At 38.9% G+C, this 19,095-nt stretch carries 11 protein-coding genes and 1 pseudogene; 8 read left to right on the forward strand and 4 right to left on the reverse strand.

What is annotated here, in order from left to right; all coding sequences use genetic code 11:
- Positions 1-69: 69 nt before the first annotated feature.
- The 7 genes from glgX to H4J54_RS15525 all read left to right on the forward strand — a co-directional run bounded on the left by glgX (position 70) and on the right by H4J54_RS15525 (position 15,187).
- Complete coding sequence (gene glgX, locus H4J54_RS15495; protein WP_182191907.1) at positions 70-2,154, forward strand: glycogen debranching protein GlgX; 2,085 nt, start codon at positions 70-72, stop codon at positions 2,152-2,154.
- Positions 2,155-2,177: 23 nt separating this feature from the next.
- Positions 2,178-4,640, forward strand: a complete 2,463-nt coding sequence (locus H4J54_RS15500) for a glycogen/starch/alpha-glucan phosphorylase (RefSeq protein ID WP_182191908.1) — start codon at positions 2,178-2,180, stop codon at positions 4,638-4,640.
- 68 nt (positions 4,641-4,708) lie between these two features.
- Positions 4,709-5,980 carry a glucose-1-phosphate adenylyltransferase gene (glgC, locus tag H4J54_RS15505; RefSeq protein ID WP_182191909.1) on the forward strand — a complete coding sequence of 424 codons (1,272 nt, stop codon included), beginning with the start codon at positions 4,709-4,711 and terminating at the stop codon, positions 5,978-5,980.
- A 255-nt stretch (positions 5,981-6,235) separates the two neighbouring features.
- Entirely contained in the window at positions 6,236-8,479 is a 2,244-nt protein-coding gene (glgB, locus tag H4J54_RS15510) for a 1,4-alpha-glucan branching protein GlgB (RefSeq protein ID WP_182191910.1), read from the forward strand.
- Positions 8,480-8,767: 288 nt separating this feature from the next.
- On the forward strand, positions 8,768-10,420 hold the full coding sequence (locus tag H4J54_RS15515) for an alpha-D-glucose phosphate-specific phosphoglucomutase (protein ID WP_182191911.1): 1,653 nt from the start codon (positions 8,768-8,770) through the stop codon (positions 10,418-10,420).
- Positions 10,421-10,556: 136 nt separating this feature from the next.
- A complete protein-coding gene (locus H4J54_RS15520; protein ID WP_182191912.1) occupies positions 10,557-12,167 on the forward strand; it encodes a glycogen synthase in 1,611 nt (536 codons plus the stop codon).
- Between the two features lie 311 nt (positions 12,168-12,478).
- Positions 12,479-15,187 (forward strand): M14 metallopeptidase family protein, encoded by a 2,709-nt coding sequence (locus H4J54_RS15525; RefSeq protein WP_182191913.1) that lies wholly within the window; start codon positions 12,479-12,481, stop codon positions 15,185-15,187.
- Between the two features lie 306 nt (positions 15,188-15,493).
- On the opposite strand, the pseudogene H4J54_RS15530 reads toward H4J54_RS15525, so the two are convergent.
- From H4J54_RS15530 to H4J54_RS15540, 3 genes and pseudogenes are all read right to left on the reverse strand, one after another.
- Positions 15,494-15,733, reverse strand: a pseudogene (locus H4J54_RS15530) (transposase); the annotation flags it as partial.
- Between the two features lie 171 nt (positions 15,734-15,904).
- Positions 15,905-16,351, reverse strand: coding sequence for a hypothetical protein (locus H4J54_RS15535; RefSeq protein ID WP_182191914.1), 447 nt, complete (start codon positions 16,349-16,351; stop codon positions 15,905-15,907).
- Positions 16,352-16,470: 119 nt separating this feature from the next.
- Complete coding sequence (locus H4J54_RS15540; protein ID WP_182191915.1) at positions 16,471-17,217, reverse strand: matrixin family metalloprotease; 747 nt, start codon at positions 17,215-17,217, stop codon at positions 16,471-16,473.
- A gap of 700 nt (positions 17,218-17,917) precedes the next feature.
- Between H4J54_RS15540 and H4J54_RS15545 the strand changes: the two genes are divergently transcribed.
- Positions 17,918-18,094, forward strand: coding sequence for a hypothetical protein (locus tag H4J54_RS15545; protein ID WP_182191916.1), 177 nt, complete (start codon positions 17,918-17,920; stop codon positions 18,092-18,094).
- 727 nt (positions 18,095-18,821) lie between these two features.
- Here the strand turns inward: H4J54_RS15545 and H4J54_RS15550 are convergent.
- Positions 18,822-19,028, reverse strand: coding sequence for a hypothetical protein (locus H4J54_RS15550; RefSeq protein WP_182191917.1), 207 nt, complete (start codon positions 19,026-19,028; stop codon positions 18,822-18,824).
- Between the last annotated feature and the right edge of the window lie 67 nt (positions 19,029-19,095).

The following is a 19,095-nucleotide window of genomic DNA, read 5'->3' on the forward strand; positions in this document are numbered from 1 at the left end:
TTACTTTAATTAAGATGGCACTCTGTATAAATTAAATGATAGTCATCTGTCTTACGTTACTGGAGAAACATGGAACATTATAGAATGGAGCCCGGCAGTGTCTATCCAATAGGCGCAACTGTTAGCGAGACTGGGGTTAATTTTGCTATTTTTTCAGCTCATGCTGAAAAAATTGAACTGTGTATTTTTGACCAATATGGCAGCAAAGAATTAAAACGCTTTGTTTTACCTCAGCGTGAACATGATATTTGGCATGGTTTTCTTAAAGGGGCTAAAGCCGGTTTAGTTTATGGTTATCGCGTTTATGGGCCTTATAATCCAGAGTTTGGTCATCGCTTTAATCATCATAAATTATTGTTAGATCCCTATGCAAAAACATTAACAGGTAACTTTTCATGGTCAGATCGTCACTTTGCTTATAATGTTAATGATCCTAAAAAAGATTTATCGTTTGATGCTAGAGATAATGCCGATGTAATGCTCAAAGCTATGGTTACGGACGTCTGTGCAACACTTGTGCAAAGAAAGCCCATCGCGTGGAAAAACACCGTTATTTATGAAGGACATGTTAAAGGGCTAACGGCACTTAACCCTCAAGTGCCTGAACAGTTACGTGGTTCTTTTTTAGGTATTAGTCATCCGGCGATGATCGCTCATTATCGTGCTATTGGCATCACAACGATAGAATTACTACCGGTACAGCAATTCATTTCAGAGCAATTTCTAACGGACAAAAAACTGTCTAATTATTGGGGCTATAACTCACTGGCGTTTTTTGTGCCCCATCAAGATTACTTAAACCAAAATCAAATACTTGATTTTCAACGCATGGTTGATGAACTACATCAGGCAGGTTTTGAAGTATTAATTGATGTGGTTTACAACCATACCTGTGAGGGTAATAGATTAGGCCCAACGCTAAGCTTTAGAGGTATAGATAACCTTTCTTACTATCGCTTAAACTCTGCTGAACCCCGATATTACATTAACGACACTGGCTGCGGGAATACCCTGAACATCAGTCATCCCCGTGTATTGCAAATGGTGATGGACAGTTTACGTTATTGGGTTCAGGTGATGGGTGTTGACGGCTTTAGGTTTGATTTAGCCACTATTTTAGGACGAGAGCTACATGGTTTTGATAAAAGTAATGGCTTTTTAGACGCTGTTTTACAAGATCCTATTCTCAATAGTGTAAAAATGATTGCCGAGCCATGGGATATTGGTCCCGGAGGCTACCAATTAGGCGGGTTTCCAGCGCCGTGGTCTGAATGGAACGACCGTTATCGAGATACCATGAGACGTTATTGGCGAGGCGATAAAGGCTTGTTGCCTGAATTTGCCCGCAGAATTCATGGCTCAAGTGATATTTTTGAACACAGTGGTCGCCAACCCTTTGCTAGCATCAATTTTCTTTGCAGTCATGATGGTAATACTTTACGTGATTTAGTCAGTTATCAAGACCGCCATAATGAAGCTAACGGTGAAAAAAATCGCGATGGTCATTCCGATAATTTTGCTCATAATTACGGCATAGAAGGTGAAACGAGCGATGAGGAAATTTTGTCGCTGAGATTACGGCAAATAAAAAATATGATGGCAACGCTTATGTTGTCTCAAGGCGTACCTATGCTACTGGCAGGCGATGAAATAGGGCGTAGTCAACAGGGCAATAACAATGCTTATTGCCAAGACAATGAAATAAATTGGTTAGATTGGGATGAAAACGCGCTCTATGCGCAAGAACTTAAATTATTTACTGTGAGCTTAACTGCACTCAGAAAACGCTTTTCTATGTTAAGCCATGATCGTTTTATTCATAAAGATGATAAAAAATCTGCCGTGGATATCACTTGGTTCCATCCGTCAGGATTCGCCATGCAAAAAGATCATTGGCATTCTCATCATGCGGCAACATTAGGTTATTTGATACAAGATAAAGCACCAGATACGCCGGTTATTCTCTGCCTTTTTCACGCCGGATCAGAGTCGATAGAATTTCAATTGCCAGAGATTGAGACCATAAAACACTGGCAAGTTATGATTGATACAACGTCGAGCAGCGAGCAAGCAGAAGTACGAAATATACCGGCAGAACGACTGATTACCATGGCACCATTTTCAACCATTGTTTTATTAAATGATTGCTTATAAAAATAAATAGGATGTACGGATTGATGAATAAAAAAAATACTCAATGTGAAATTACTGCATCAGATGATAGTGTGCTGATGAATGAACACACCTTTTCAGAAGACTTAGCTCGACATTTTCATTTTTCATTAGGTCGTGACAAAATGCAAAAGTCTCACCTATACCTTTATAACGCGCTTGCGATCACCATTCGTGACCGTTTAGTGGCACAATGGCGAGCAACTAGGGAATCTCGAGGTCATCAGCGTTGTGTGGGTTATATTTCATTAGAATTTTTAATGGGCCGTACACTTAATAACGCTATTTTAAATTTAGATTTAGATGATACCGTTCGTGATGCTTTAAAAGGTTATTGCTGTGACTTAGAAGATGTTGAACAAGCAGAACATGACGCTGGCCTAGGTAACGGTGGTTTAGGACGTTTAGCAGCCTGTTTCTTAGATAGCTGTGCAAGTTTGTCTTTACCCGTTATAGGCTACGGTATTCGTTATGAATACGGCATGTTCAATCAAGAAATTAAAAATGGCGCGCAAGTTGAGCATCCTGATAATTGGTTACGTAATGGTAATCCATGGGAAATTGCCGCACCTGAAAAAACCATCAGAGTTAAATTTTTTGGTCATGTTGATGTGATTAAAGAGCGCAATGGGCAACAGCATCGCCAATGGAATAATACCCAAGACGTGCTTGCCGTGCCTTATGATATGCCGATTCCTGGCTATCAAAATGGTATTGTTAATACCTTAAGATTATGGAAGTCTGAAGCGACAGATGAATTTGATTTAGATGAATTTAACGCCGGTAGTTATACTGAATCGGTCGCTAAAAAGAATCTAGCTGAACAAATCACTATGGTACTTTATCCAAACGACAGTAGTGAAAATGGTAAAGAACTGCGCCTAAGACAACAGTACTTTTTATCTTCAGCGTCTCTGCAAGATACGATTAATAGTTATGTTGAAAACTGTGGTGACAACTTTGATCAATTTGTTGCACTGAATAGTTTTCAACTCAACGATACCCATCCAAGCATCGCTGTCGCTGAATTAATGCGTATTTTGATGGATGACTATTTTATGTCATGGGATGACGCCTGGAATATTACCTCACAAACAATGGCCTACACCAATCATACGCTATTACCTGAAGCGTTAGAGAGGTGGCCGGTTAGTTTATTTGCTAAGCTAATACCGCGTATTTTAGAAATTATTTATGAAATTAATGCCCGCTTTCTTCAACAGGTTGCTGTTGCATGGCCTGGAAATTCGAGTAAGCAACAAGCAATGTCATTAATTGAAGAAGGCCATGAACCACAGGTACGTATGGCACACTTAGCGATTGTGGGTAGTTATTCAGTTAATGGTGTCGCGGCTTTGCATACTAAACTGTTAAAAGCCGGATTATTTAATAACTTCTACCAACTTTGGCCTGAAAAATTCAATAATAAAACTAATGGTGTTACTCCACGCCGTTGGTTATCTCATTGCAATACCAGTTTAGCAAAACTTATCTCAAGTAAAATTGATAAAGGCTGGGTTGCTGATTTTGCTCATGTTGCTCAATTAAGTAAATTTGCTGAAGAGCATGCTTTTCAAGAAAAATGGCGAGCAAGTAAACAGGCCAATAAAGCCGTTTTAGCTGACTATGTAGAACAAGCAACAGGCGTTAAGTTTGCTGTTGATATGATGTTTGATGTGCAAGTTAAACGTATTCATGAATACAAACGTCAACTACTGAATATTTTGCATGTTATTGGCTTATATGATCGTATTCGCAAAGGCGATACCGCTGATATTACACCGCGATGCGTACTTATTGGCGGTAAAGCGGCTCCAGGCTATGTGATGGCGAAGGAGATTATTAAACTGATTAATAATGTCGCTGACACCATCAATTTAGACCCTAAAGCCGCTAAGTACTTAAAAGTTGCTTTTGTACCGAACTACAATGTTTCTGCGATGGAAATTATTTGCCCTGCAACTGACTTGTCTGAGCAAATATCAACGGCAGGTAAAGAAGCCTCAGGTACGGGTAACATGAAATTTATGATGAATGGTGCGCTAACCATAGGGACATTAGATGGCGCAAACATTGAAATTAGAGATGCCGTTGGCGCAGAAAACTTTTTCTTATTCGGCGCTCAAGCTCACGAAATTTCAGACATTCGAGCAAATTATCAACCTAACGACATTATCGCTAATTCCGCCACGTTATCGGCAGTAATGCACTTGTTAGAAAGTGGTCACTTTAATTTATTTGAACCCTGTATTTTCGATTCAATTATTAATGCTATTCGTGACCCGCATGATATGTGGTTAACCGCTTATGATTTTGACAGTTATTTTCAAGCTCAACGCCTTGTTGATAAAGCTTATAGCGATCAAACCTTGTGGACCAAAATGAGTATTTTAAACACTGCGGCTAGTGGTGTGTTTTCGAGCGATCATACGATTAGGCAATATCGAGATGAAATATGGAAGCTATAGTGATTTACTTAGTTAAAAAGTAAAGCGCTATTTCTTGAACGTTAATTGATGTTTATAAAGGATAAGTTATGCCCAATAATGTAGAAAGAAGAATAAGTAATTTAACAAAAGAGACTTATGCGTTGATTTTGGCGGGAGGCCGAGGTTCACGATTGTATGAATTAACAGACAAAAGAGCTAAGCCGGCAACGTTTTTTGGTGGTAAATTTAGGATCATCGACTTTCCTTTATCTAACTGTATTAATTCAGGCATTAGGCGCGTTGGTATTGCAACTCAATATAAATCACACTCGCTGATTCGTCATATCAGCCGTGGTTGGGGACACTTTAAAAAAGAATTAGGTGAGTCAATTGAAATTTTACCGGCATCACAGCAAAAGGGTGATGGTTGGTATCTAGGCACGGCAGATGCTGTTTTTCAAAACATTGATATCATCAGACATGAATTGCCAAAATACGTCATGATTTTATCAGGTGATCATGTTTATCGTATGGATTATGGTCCATTACTGGCGCAGCATGTTGCTAATGAAGCTGATATGACGGTTTGTTGTATTGAAACCTCGGTTGAAGAAGCGGCGGGTCAGTTCGGTGTAATGACCGTTGATGAAGACAGTCGTGTTTGTCGATTTGATGAAAAACCGGCCAATCCATCTGAAGTGCCTGGTAAACCTGGTGTTACATTAGCCTCAATGGGTAACTATGTTTTTAATACTGAGTTCTTATTTGAGCAACTAGAAAAAGATGCCGCAGAAGTAGGCTCAAGTGGCGATTTTGGTAATGACATTATTCCTAAAATAATCAAATCTCATCGGGTATTTGCTTTTCCATTTAAAGACCCTGATAGCGAAAAACAACCTTATTGGCGTGATGTGGGTACTTTAGATTCTTTCTGGGAAGCTAATATGGAATTAGTTGAGCCTGAGCCGCAACTTAATATGTATGATGAAAACTGGCCTATTTGGACTTTCCAAGAACAAACCGCCCCAGCTAAATTTGTTTTTGATCAAGACAATCGCCGCGGTATAGCGATTGACTCTACAGTATCTGGCGGCGTGGTTGTCTCGGGTTCTACAGTGAAACGCTCTTTATTATTTTCAAAAGTAAGAGTTAACTCTTACTGTGATATTGATGAAGCAGTTGTTTTACCAGGGGTTATTATTAATCGTAACAGTAAAATTAAAAAAGCCATTATCGATCGAAGCTGTGTTATTCCAGAAGGTATGGAAATTGGCATAAATCATGATGATGACCGTGCGAATGGCTTTAGGGTTACTAGTAAAGGTGTGGTTTTAGTCACTAGAGATATGCTTGAAAAACTAGAGAAGCCTACTAACTAGTTAGTGATAAGCATGATTAATTTAACGGGTAATTTCGAACATTGATGAAATTACCTAAGTTATTATCAATTTTACTTAACTTTTATAGCCGTTTACAAATGTTAGTTTGTCATGAATTATCGTCAGTAAACTTTTAGATTTTATTTTGATTAATTACAATTAATCTCTTGTTTTTAATGGTTTATTTTAAAGTCATAAAACATAAGTTGGTAAAAGTAATCACATAAAGAGTTAACGATATACTAGGAAGACACAATGAATAACCTAGCAAAAAGCTTGTTAGATAACGAGTCGGTTAAAGCAATAGTTAATCTGCAACATCAAGATGTTTTTTCTGTCTTAGGCATGCATAATCATCCAACAGTGAGCGGGTTAATTGTGCGAACTTTTTTACCTGGGGCACTCAGTGTCGAGGTAATAGATAGCAAAAATGATAAATTGGTGGCAACACTCAATAGAGTTGATCAAGCTGGACTTTTTGAAGGAAAATTAGGTCGAAGAAGAAATACATTTGATTACCGTTTACGCGTTTATTATAAAAATGAAAGCGTTATTGTCGATGACCCATATCGTTATCCCTCTTTATTAACGCCTCAAGACTTATACCTTTTTTGTGAAGGTACTGACGAACAAACCTATCAATGGATGGGCTCGCATGAAGTGACAGTAGATAATGTCCAAGGAACGCATTTTGTTTTGTGGGCGCCTAACGCGTCTCGTGTTTCTGTAGTGGGCGATTTTAACTTCTGGGATGGTCGACGTCATGTCATGCGCAAACATCTAAGCTCTGGTGTTTGGGAAATATTTCTCCCTAACGTTGCTGCTAGTGCCAGTTATAAATACGAAATAGCCGATCAAAACTTTCACATTCAACCTTTAAAAGCCGACCCCTATACTTTTTCTATGCAACTTGCCCCTGAAACTGCGTCTAAAGTTATGCAAAACAGTGACTATCAATGGCAAGACCAGCAGTGGATAAATGATCGCGACAGGTCATCTAATCATTACAATGGCGCGGTTTCTATTTACGAAGTGCATTTAGGCTCTTGGAAAAGAAACCAAGAAAATAATGCGGATCATATTCACGCACCAAGTTATTTAACTTACCGTGAATTAGCTGAGCAATTAGTCCCTTATGCCGTAGAAATGGGCTTTACCCATCTGCAACTTATGCCGGTAAGTGAATACCCTTTTGACGGTTCATGGGGTTATCAACCGATTGGACTTTTCGCACCTACGGCACGTTTTGGTAGTAGCGATGACTTTAAATTTTTTGTTGATTGTTGTCACCGCGCCGGTATTGGTTTGCTACTGGATTGGGTACCGGGGCATTTTCCAACGGATAAGCATGGCACGGGTCAGTTTGATGGCACTTGTCTTTATGAACACCAAGATGTTCGCAAAGGTTTTCATCCTGATTGGCAGACCCTTATTTATAACTACGGTCGCGCAGAAGTACAAAGCTACTTGATCAGTAATGCTATTTACTGGCTAGACCAATTCCATATCGATGGCTTACGCGTTGATGCCGTTGCCTCTATGTTGTATTTAGATTACAGCCGAGAAGCGGGCGAGTGGTTACCTAATATTCATGGCGGCCGAGAAAACTTAGAAGCGATTGAATTATTACAACAGGTTAATACTCGCTCTTATGCAAAGCATCCCGGTGTTATGATGATTGCTGAAGAATCAACCGCTTGGCCCGGTGTCTCTAAACCGGTTGACGCTGGTGGTTTAGGCTTTGGCTTTAAATGGAACATGGGCTGGATGAATGACACGTTAAAATTTATGGCGCGTGATCCCATTCATCGTCAACATCATCACAGCGAAATGACCTTCGGTTTAGTTTACAGTTTTAGTGAAAACTTTGTTTTGCCTATTAGTCATGATGAAGTGGTGCATGGTAAAGGTTCACTACTGAATAAAATGCCGGGCGATGACTGGCAAAAGTTTGCCAACTTACGCGCGTATTACGGCTTTATGTGGACTCATCCTGGGAAAAAATTATTGTTTATGGGCTGTGAATTTGCTCAACGTGAAGAATGGAATCATGACCAAAGTTTAGATTGGCATTTACTTGAACATGCTAATCATAAAGGCGTACAAACGCTGATTAAAGATCTTAATCACACTTATCGAAATATCCCAGCGTTATATGAGCTTGACTGCGATAATAGTGGTTTTGAATGGCTAGACTCACAAAATAGCAAACAATCAATCTTGATTTATTTAAGAAAAGGGCAAGCAGGTACGCCACCTGCTTTAGTTGTTGTTAATTTGACCCCCAGCAGTTACGAAAATTTTTCTGTTGGTGTGCCTTTGTCAGGTTTTTATCGAGAATGTTTAAATACTGACAGCAGCAACTATGGCGGTAGTAATATCGGCAATGGCGGTGGTGTCTACTCGGTAGCTGAGCCTTACGCAGGTCAAGATAACCTAGTTATTATGTCTGTTCCTCCTTTAGCAACCATGATTTTTGAATGGCAAGCAAAAGACTAAGTTGAAGTCATAAATTGCAGTCATAAATTGATCGCCAGCTAGCATTATCTTTCTAGTGATGAGGAGTGATAATGCGGCGTTGGGCAAGTGTTTTGTAGATCGGACTTCAGTCCGTCAAACGTTAAGCAGGGCATTAAACTGCTGGGCCAAAAAAATTACAGCGTTTTTTTCGACCAGCTTTTTCGACCAGCATTTATAGCAGAGCAGTTAAATTTTATTTAACCTGATGGATTAAAGTTCAACCTACAGGTGACTCTAGTCAAGACAGATTATTTTTAAGGGTAAGTTATGACCACTAAGCAAGCGAAGCAAAGCAAGCAAATAAAGACTCAAGCATTTACCGATCAAAAACCTGGTACTTCGGGTTTAAGAAAGAAAGTGACGCAGTTCCAGCAAACAGGTTACTTGGAAAACTTTGTGCAAGCGGTTTTTAATGCCATTGCGCCTTGTGCCGGAAAAAAATTGGTATTAGGCGGAGATGGACGATTTTATAACCGTGAAGCGATACAAGTAATTATCCGCATGGCGGTTGCCAATGGCTTTACTCATATTTTGGTCGGTCAGGGGGGCATTTTATCAACACCAGCAGCCTCTTGTGTGATCAGAAAAAACCAAGCTTGTGGTGGTATTATTTTATCTGCTAGTCATAACCCCGGAGGACCAGAAGAAGACTTTGGGATTAAATTCAATGGCGAAAATGGTGGACCTGCGCCTGAAAAATTAACCGATGCAATTTTTCAACAAACCTTAGCTATGGAGCAATACCTGAGTATTGACGCTAATGATGTTGAACTTGACCAACTCGGTACAGTGCAAATAGCAGAGTGTAAAATTGATATTATTGATCCCGTTAATGATTATGCCAATTTGATGGAGTCGATGTTTGATTTTACGGCCATGAAGCGCTTGCTTGCACAAGGCGACTTTCGTTTATGTTTCGATGCTATGCATGCGGTTAACGGCCCTTATGCCAAAGAAATACTTGAGAAACGCTTAGGTGCGCCCGATGGCTCTGTCATTAATGGTGTGCCATTAACCGACTTTGGTGGTGGTCATCCCGATCCTAACTTAGTGCATGCTCATGAGCTTGTGGCTTTATTATATGGTGATGATCCCTTTGATTTTGGCGCCGCCTCAGATGGTGATGGCGATCGCAATATGGTGTTGGGTAAGCAGTTTTATATTAATCCGTGCGACAGTTTAGCGATATTAACCGCCAATGCTGATTTAATACCGGCTTACGCTGAAGGTATTGCGGGTGTTGCGCGTTCAATGCCAACCAGTAGAGCGGTTGATCGAGTCGCCAAAGCGATGAATATACCCTGTTATGAAACACCAACCGGTTGGAAGTTCTTCGGTAATTTATTAGATGCGGGTAAAATCACCTTATGTGGCGAAGAAAGTTTCGGTACGGGTTCTGATCATATCAGAGAAAAAGATGGTTTATGGGCGGTATTGTTTTGGCTGAACTTAATCGCAGTAAAAAAACAGCCGGTCAGTGAAATTGTTAAAAACCATTGGTTGCAATATGGCCGTGATTATTTTACTCGCCATGATTATGAAGCGGTTGACAGTGACAATGCGCATGAAATGATCAGCCAACTTAAAGCCAAAATTGCAGATTTACCTGGTCAGGTATTTGCGGGTGTTAAAATAACATCAGCAGACGATTTTCAATATATCGATCCCGTTGATAAGAGTAAAACTACTGAACAAGGCGTTCGACTTTATTTAGACAATGGTGGACGTATTGTTTTCAGGCTTTCAGGTACAGGTACGCAAGGGGCCACTTTAAGAGTTTACTTAGATTGTTACCAGCAGGATCCAGCGCTGTTAGCACAAGAAACACAGCAAGCCCTTAGTGAGTTAATTCAAGTAGCAGAAACGGTAGCAGGCATTAAAAAATTTACTGGCAGAGAAAAGCCTGACGTGATCACATAACCCTGATAATGTGATTGCAATGGCGTACTAAGATTAGCTTTATCATTATTGTGTTAGCCTATTTTTTAAGTATAGAACTATAAGCATACTGCTGAAAAAACAACCAACAATATAAGAACAGATGAAAGGTATTGAAATGAAAATATTAATGGCGGCGGCAGAGAATGACGCTTTACCGCGCGGAAAAGTTGGTGGTATTGGTGACGTAGTTCGAGATATTCCACTCGCTTTAGCCAAAATAGGTCAAGAGGTTGATGTGGTCATGCCAGGTTATGGACGTTTTTCTAAGCTTGCCGGTGCCCAACATGTGACGGCATTAGAGGTTATGTTTGGTGGACAAGCGCAAACCGTTGATATTTTCAAAATTTCATTAACACCATCGCCAACGACTTCGTCAGGCACTTTATCAGGCTCTTTATCAGACACGTCAGCAAAAAAAGTGACGCAATGGGTGATTGAACATCCTTTGTTTGCCATTGGTGGCATAGGTGAAATTTACTGTGATGACCCCAGTAATCGGCCTTTTGCGTCTGACGCCAGCAAGTTTGCCTTATTTAGCGCAGCGGTTGCTAAAGCGGTTATCAGTGATGTTTTTGGTAAAATTGATGTAATACACTTACACGACTGGCATACCGCTATGGTGTCAGTATTGCGCGCTTACGATCCTCAATATCAAGCCTTAAAAGCCATTAAAACCGTTTACACCATTCACAATATAGCACTACAAGGTATTAGACCCCTTGATGGCGATGAATCATCATTAAAGGCTTGGTTTCCTGACTTAGCTTTCGATGAAAACCAAATCAAGGATCCTAGATACCACAACTGTTATAACCCGATGCGCTCTGGCATTAATCTGTCAGATAAAGTCCATGCAGTGTCACCTACTTATGCCAAAGAAATATTATTACCCAGTAATGACCAACAGGGATATTATGGCGGTGAAGGTTTAGAAAACGACTTGCGCCATGCTGCTGAAACAGGACGTTTGCACGGTATATTGAATGGTTGCGAATACCCAGATAAAGTCAATGTTCGCCTTAACCTAAAAGATTTAATAACGCTTTGCGAACAGGAAGTTATGCAGTGGCTAGCCGATAAGCCTTTAGTGGATAACGCACATTTAATCGCGATAACGCGCTTAAAACAACTGGCCGCGAAAAAGCATAAAAAACCGCCTTTAGTGTTAACGTCAGTTGGACGCATTACCGATCAAAAGGTACGGCTTTTTCAACAAGTAATGGCCAATGACGAAACCGCGTTAGAGCAGTTATTAACACACTTGTCTGATCAGGGTGTTTTTATCTTATTAGGCAGTGGCGATCATAAGCTAGAAGAATTTTTAGCCCAAGTTGCCTCGAAGCATAGTAATTTTATTTTCTTAAAAGGCTACTCAGAAGCGTTATCGATCAGTATGTATAATTCTGGCGATTTATTCTTAATGCCAAGCTCATTTGAACCTTGTGGTATCAGTCAAATGTTGGCAATGCGAGCAGGACAAGCCTGTTTAGCGCACAGCGTAGGTGGCTTGAGTGACACAATAAGCGATAATAAAAACGGTTTTACCTTCAATGGTGATAATCCGCTACAACAAGCTGAAAATATGCTCAGCCGTTTTCAGTCGGCATTAGCAATAAAACAAAAAAGCCCAAAAAGTTGGACTAAAATATCAACTAATGCTTTTAAATCAAGATACTTGTGGAGTGATGTTGCACATGACTACCTTAAACATTTATACCGTAATTAAGTCTGTTATTGCGCCTTAATCTGCTTTCTTTGCTGAGCGCTGAAACGGTATAGCGGAGGGGTTATATATTCTATACATCGCCACTTCACTAAGTGCTTTCAGTGGCAATAGTTTAAAGCACCTCATGTCAGCTAAAATTTTTTAAGGGTTTTAGTTTTAGCGACGAGTTATGGGTTAAGAAGGGCATTCAGCTGATATTTAATAAATTTCATCGATAAATTCGCTACTTAGGCTATTTTTCGCGTAGTATTTTAGTTAAGTCGACACACTTAACTTCTGAGCTTAATTCAGACTCATGAACGAGAAATAATATGCTAAAAAAATGTTCCCAATTACTTTTTTCACTCCTGATCAGCTTTGTTTGCTCGTTTACACTTTTAGCCAATAGTGCCGAACAGATGTGGCCTGGCAGTAAATATGATAACTCAATACCGACTTTTGCCGATGTTTTAGGTTATGACGTTGGCGAAAAAATCACTCATTACGGTGATATGCTGCGCTACTTTGAAGCGCTCGAACGTGCAGCGCCCAAGCAAATTAAATTATTTGAATACGGCCGTACATGGGAAGGCCGTAAGCTTATATATGTCGCCATTGGTAAAAGTGATGTTATTGATAATCTCGATGATTTTTCCAATAAAATGCAAAAGCTTTCTGATCCACGCATCACCGATAAAGAGGCGGCGAAACAGTTAATTGCTCAACTGCCTGCTTCAGTATGGTTAGGCTATGGCGTTCATGGCAATGAAATTAGTAGCACAGATGCGGCGATGATGACCGCTTATCATTTATTAGCCGCGCCCAATGAAGCGACTAATCGTAAAATTTTAGCAAACACCATCGTTTTTATTGATCCTTTACAAAATCCAGACGGGCGCAGCCGATTTACCAGTCGCTATTACGCCACCGTGGGCATGCAACACAGTGGCGACAGATTAAGCGCCGAGCATAACGAACCTTGGCCAAGTGGCCGTTCAAATCATTATCTATTTGACATGAACAGAGATTGGTTAGCGATAACACAACCTGAAACCGCGGGCCGTATTCGTGTGATGAATCATTATCGGCCATTAGTGGTGATTGATTTACATGAGATGGGCGGTGACAGCAGTTATTACTTTTCACCCGCCGCACAACCTTTTAACCCGCACATGACGCAAACTCAAATTGATAACATGACCGCTATTGGTAAAAACCATGGCAAACATTTTGACCGTCTAGGTTTTGATTATTTTACCCGTGAAGTCTTTGACGCTTTTTATCCTGGTTATGGTGATAGTTGGCCAACATTTTATGGTGCGTCTGCGTCAACCTATGAGGTTTCTTCTGCAAGAGGTGAGATCTTTAAAAAGAAAACCGGTGAAACGTTAACCTATAAAGATACCGTTCAACGACATTTTGTTGCTTCAATTTCTACAGCGGAAGGCGTTGCTGACCGTCACGATAAATTACTTAATGACTATTACAATTATCAAACCAGTGCGATTGCAGCAGGTAAAGAAAATAAAAAAGAACGGGTCTATATTTTACCTAACCGCAGAAATGTCGCAGGAGGTCATCGCCTTGCAACACTGATGGCGCAGCACGGCGTTGAAGTAAAACAAGCCGACAAGGCCTTTAAACAATGTGGTAAAAGCTATCAAGCCGGTGCTTATTTTATTGATACGGCTCAGCCTAAAGGTCGTTTTGTTACCACCACCTTTACCAAGCAAGTTGATATGGCACCTGCCTTTGTTAAAGAGCAAGAGCGTCGACGCGCAAGAAAATTAGCCGATGAAATCTATGATGTTACGGGTTGGTCATTACCGCTCATGTTCGATGTTGATGTTGACGCCTGTTCAAAAGCCGTCAAAGTAGCAAGCCATAGGGTTAAAAGTGATGACCCACTTATCGGCAAAGTGATTAATCCTGACGCTAGCGTTGCCTATTTGGTGTCTTGGGGTGATATGGCCGCCGGTCGATTTTTAACCGCAGCACTGCAGCAAAACATTATTGTTAAAAGTGCGGATAAAGCTTTTACCTTAGCTGAAAAAACATACAATGCCGGTACCTTGATCATCGAAAAGCGAACTAATGACGACGACTTAGCGACGAAAGTGATGAAAATAGCCAAAGCTTCAGGCGCGCAAGTTCAAGGGGTTAATTCAAGTTGGGTTACTCAAGGCCCAAGTTTTGGTAGTAGCAATACCGTTACCATGACAGCACCCAATATTGCTATGGCATGGGACGAACCTGTGAGTTCGCTAAGTGCAGGTAATACTCGCTTCGTTATTGAACGTCAGTTTAATTACCCCGTGACGGCAATACGTACCAACACGCTTAAAAGTGCCAATCTATCCAATTACCAAGTGCTTATTTTACCCTCGGGTGACTATAAAGAGTTGCTGGGCATCAGTGGCGCTGAAAATATCAAGCAATGGGTAAAACGTGGTGGCGTATTGATCACACTGGGTAGTGCAACGCAATTTGCTGCAGAGCATGATATAGCCTTGTTAGATGTCAAAAGAGAACGCGCGTTTAAAGACAATAAAGATGATAAATCAAACGCAGCTAAAGAGGTTAAAGAAGTTGAAGGCGAGTCTATGGTTGACGGGCAGTTATTTACCACTAAAAATGCGCTAGTGTCAGCCAGTGAAAATCCAAAAGAAAAACCTGACTTTGTTGCCGGCGTTTTGGCTAATATTGAAGTTGATCAAGAACATTGGCTAACGGCTGGGGTACATAACAAGCTTACCGCTATTGCCTATGGCAGCGATATATATGCGCCGATAAAACTAGCGTCAGGTAAAAACCTTGCTTGGTTTACTGAGGCAGAAAATGTGTTAGCAAGTGGTTATTTATGGGCAGAAAATAAAAAGCAATTGGCTTATAAACCTTACCTTATTCATCAACCTATGGAACAAGGCATGGTGATCGCTTTTACTCAAGAACCCACCACTAGAGCCTATTTAGATGGGCTAAATATTATGTTAATGAATACTATTTTCAGAGCCGCCGCCCACGCTAGACCATTGAGATAACAGCTAAGCTAATCGGTTCTATAGCGAGTGCAGCTATAGAACCCATGTATTTACCCCTTAGCGAGGTTAAGTAGGGCTTACTAAAATATCAACAGCCTGTATTCAAGTAAATTTTATTAAAGCGACGAAAGTCGCTTTTTTTCACCCTGAGTTTTTCGTTATATTACTTGCGATATACTTGAGTTAGTTACTCAGTTTCAAGTTATAAAGACTTGTTTAAAACTTGAAACTACTGGCCTTTATTCTAAAGCTGTATTAATAATTAATTACTGATTACCTTTAAACCATTACTATACCCATCACATTTCAATATGCAGAATTTAGCAGCTGAAAATTATCATTCATTCTAAGTCCTAAATTATCATTAATGCTACGCCCTAAAATATCAGCTATTTTAGGACGTGTTTGACTAAAAAATTCATCAATTTTATCTCTGAATTCCTTCGCGGCTGCAAAATATTTATTATTTTTGATATGCTCATTCATTACTTTCCATAGCCGCTCTATTGGGTTTAAATTTGGGCTGTAAGGCGGAAGATAAGGAAGCTACGAGGGGGGGGCTGGCTGATACTTATAGCCAATGCATTAATGAAGTGATTATAAAGTTAATGCTTTTGGCATTATTATATCAGAAGTTTATGCTCGGTTAGGCTGATAGAACCGTGCTTAAACTTGTCAGCTTGGTTGTTGGTTTCCGAACTAAGCCCTTTGACGTGGTTATTGAATTTTTTGTTTAGCAAGTAAGCTCTTTAAGTCACTTATTGTATCTATGTCACTAGATAGAGTAAATTGCTGGGGGTGACTAGCAGAGTATAGCGCGGTATTATCTGGCGAATATTGCGTGAATAGCCATAACCCTTTTTGTCCTTTTTTAAACTTTATTGTTGAACTTATTCGAGGAGCCTCTACCTTGCGTATAGCAATGAGTAAAAAGTCATCTTGAAAATAGCCATCTAAAACAGTTTCAACCTTAATAATACCAACGATAAGTTGTTTACCTGTTTCTTGAGCTGCTACACGAGTAGTTCCAATAAATTCGCCGATAACAGCAAGCTTAGATTGGGCCACAAGCTCTTCAGGGCTTAGTTTTATCCAAGAAGCTAACGCGATAGAAGGACTGAGCAAAAAACACATCAGCACAATAATAAATTTATTGAAGTTCATCATAACCCCTTACAGATGGCATTATATTTTTTAGAAAGTAAAAATGAAAAACGTACTGAAAATTAATCATCATTACGTTCTCATTATTCATATATAGCACAGTGTAATCGATATAAAGGCTATTTTTGTATTTTTTTACGCCTTGAAACCATCATTCCGACAAGGCCTAATAAAAACAGCCCTAAAATAGAAGGCTCAGGCACCTGTAAGCTACTACAAAGGTAAAGTGAACATACGGCATTAACATCCTCTGTGCTAAGGGCTGAGAAAATACCTGACGAACTAATTGTCGGATCCATGATATAGCCACTACCTGAAGTGGTGTGGCCTAAACCAATGGAGTGACCAATTTCATGCACTGCAATTCGGGTGATATCATAAGCACTTGAACCTTGGGTGTTACCAATCTCCCAAGAAAAATTTTCATCATTCATATGCAAATCGCCAGCGATAATATCTGAGTTAATATCATCAGGGAAATATGCATGAGCTAGGGTTCCTGGATCAAAATCATTATTGTCCCCATGAGCTACATTTGCAAAAGAGATGTCAATAGAGTCAAATTGCCTTTCTAGTGAAGTTTCAGTGAAGGTTAGGTTACCGTTAGTCGCATCAGACCAAGCATCAAACGCAATCAAAAAGGCAGAATGAATGCTGCTTTCCAGAAGCCCATTATCTGTGGTCATAGTACCAAAAAAATATTTAACATCAAATGAGCCTTGACCTGAACCATCCCATCCTTCACCAACAGTGGATATCGTGCCTGCAGTTACCGAGTTGGCAAAAACTAGTGTTATGAATAAGTTAAACATTATCAGTGTCTTACTAAGTTTTAATCGACTTCTTGATATTAGTGATAAATTCATTTTATGTTATCTTCCTTTAAATCAGATGTTATTATTGTTGCATGTAGCGCAACAGATTGAATAATTAAGGCCACTAGGGTTAATGGGTTAATTATTTTTTAAACATAATAAATTTCCTTTTTTCTTTCACCATAAATTTTGAAAGAAAATAGCTGTATGTATCTTAAAATAGCTGCACGTATCTTAGAGTATAAGTCGTATATGCAAAAAAAGTACCGCACATTACTATTGTTTTTAATTACAGCGACTTATGTGATTTATAATTTTATAAGAAATGCCTGTTGTAAAAAAAGCTGACACTTTTTAGCATGAATGGGGTTTTGTGTTCTTCATATTTAATAATTTTTTAACCGATTTATATATTTTAAACATTTTATACTTAGGGATTAATTAAAAAATAACAGACTTATCATGATGAAGATAAGAATGTAGCTATGATGAGGGCACGCAGATATCTTATAAATCGCGGCAACCTGAATGCAGGCCTGAGTCTATTTAATTATGTAAAAAATCCTGACATAACGAGAAAAAGTTGATCAAAGTAGGAGGATAGCTAAGTAATCACGAGAGTATAAGAAGAATAAACGCCCTTTTCTTGACAACTTTACTCTAAGTAATCGAAGCAAAGAAATAGGGTGTCAGGTCTTGCCTTTTGCCTCTATGATGGAGTAAGTTAGGCCAAACTAATTTCAAAAGGAGTTTGAAATATCTAGACCATATAAGAATGGAATACGCAGGCGCGCTTTACCACGTCACTTCTCGTGGTGATCGTCAAGAAGATAGCTATGAAGAAGATGCAGATCGTAGGCTTTTTCTCTCAGTTTTAGGTGATGTGTGTTTAAGCTACAACTGGTTCAGCAATATGACCTTTAGCTGACTGTAAAAAATACTGACACTATGGCAAAAGACAAGACCTGACACCCTTTGTGTGCTGTAATACAATCTGGACAAAAAAATAAAACAATTTAAATTCAGATGGTTAAGTGGGTTTTTAGTGTTTATTATAATAAATGCTGTATTATTAGATGCCTTAGTAACACACTTCTAGATGCCTTAGTAACACACTTCGAAAAATCATACTGACTTCCATATAAAAGGGAATTACATCGTTTACGCTAGTAGTTAATTCATTGGAAAATATATGACAAGATTTTTAGTTGGAATGTGAGGAGGCACTAAGTTGTCAGTTGTAGTAAAAACTTCATTATTAAACTTGTAAGATAAAGTTCTGCCTAATTCAATCTAATCCTGTTCATTTTATACTAATTAACATTATCACTCTAAAATATAACCAAACTAATTAGCCACTATTTCTTCTTTGGATTAATAGTTTATTACTTCATCTATTCTTATATCATTAAAACGATTTTTTATATTTTGATAAATTGTTAGACAATTTGTTACGTTCAGTTAATGTTAACAGTAAGTTAATTATTAGGGGTATGTTATGGAAATAATATTATATTTAATAGAATTCATCGCTATAATTTTATTCGTCTTATTATTTGTTTTTATTTTTAAGTCTAATAATAACGTGGCTGATAAAATAAATAAAAAACCTTTATTATTTGACTTGTTTTTTTATGATGATAAATAAAAAACTATTAATTAAATTTTTTATTTTGATATTTTTCTCTAGCTTTTTGCATTCGTTTGATTAATGGATTTTGTAGAACTTCACCAGTATTGGTGTTAACAAGTATTGGTGACTGAGAGCATACAAAACCTACAGAATTATTGTCGTTATCATAAAATACTCTTACTTCACCTGAGGGAAAATACGACCATGCCTTTAAACGTGAATGTGCCATTCTGAATCATCAAAAGTTTTTTCGTTCGTATCATCTAACTTGTTAATAGATTTGCTTCTCATTTCCA

This window comes from Colwellia sp. MB3u-8 (genome assembly GCF_014076985.1).
Classification (GTDB): Bacteria; Pseudomonadota; Gammaproteobacteria; order Enterobacterales; family Alteromonadaceae; genus Cognaticolwellia.

What these genes read in the sequence shown, in the direction of transcription:
- glgX (WP_182191907.1), top strand. Translation starts at nt 70, where the DNA reads ATGGAACATTATAGAATGGAGCCCGGCAGTGTCTATCCAATAGGCGCA.
- H4J54_RS15515 (WP_182191911.1), top strand. Translation starts at nt 8,768, where the DNA reads ATGACCACTAAGCAAGCGAAGCAAAGCAAGCAAATAAAGACTCAAGCA.
- glgC (WP_182191909.1), top strand. Translation starts at nt 4,709, where the DNA reads ATGCCCAATAATGTAGAAAGAAGAATAAGTAATTTAACAAAAGAGACT.
- H4J54_RS15500 (WP_182191908.1), top strand. Translation starts at nt 2,178, where the DNA reads ATGAATAAAAAAAATACTCAATGTGAAATTACTGCATCAGATGATAGT.
- H4J54_RS15550 (WP_182191917.1), bottom strand. Translation starts at nt 19,028, where the DNA reads ATGGCACATTCACGTTTAAAGGCATGGTCGTATTTTCCCTCAGGTGAA.
- H4J54_RS15525 (WP_182191913.1), top strand. Translation starts at nt 12,479, where the DNA reads ATGCTAAAAAAATGTTCCCAATTACTTTTTTCACTCCTGATCAGCTTT.
- H4J54_RS15520 (WP_182191912.1), top strand. Translation starts at nt 10,557, where the DNA reads ATGAAAATATTAATGGCGGCGGCAGAGAATGACGCTTTACCGCGCGGA.
- H4J54_RS15540 (WP_182191915.1), bottom strand. Translation starts at nt 17,217, where the DNA reads ATGAATTTATCACTAATATCAAGAAGTCGATTAAAACTTAGTAAGACA.
- H4J54_RS15535 (WP_182191914.1), bottom strand. Translation starts at nt 16,351, where the DNA reads ATGAACTTCAATAAATTTATTATTGTGCTGATGTGTTTTTTGCTCAGT.
- glgB (WP_182191910.1), top strand. Translation starts at nt 6,236, where the DNA reads ATGAATAACCTAGCAAAAAGCTTGTTAGATAACGAGTCGGTTAAAGCA.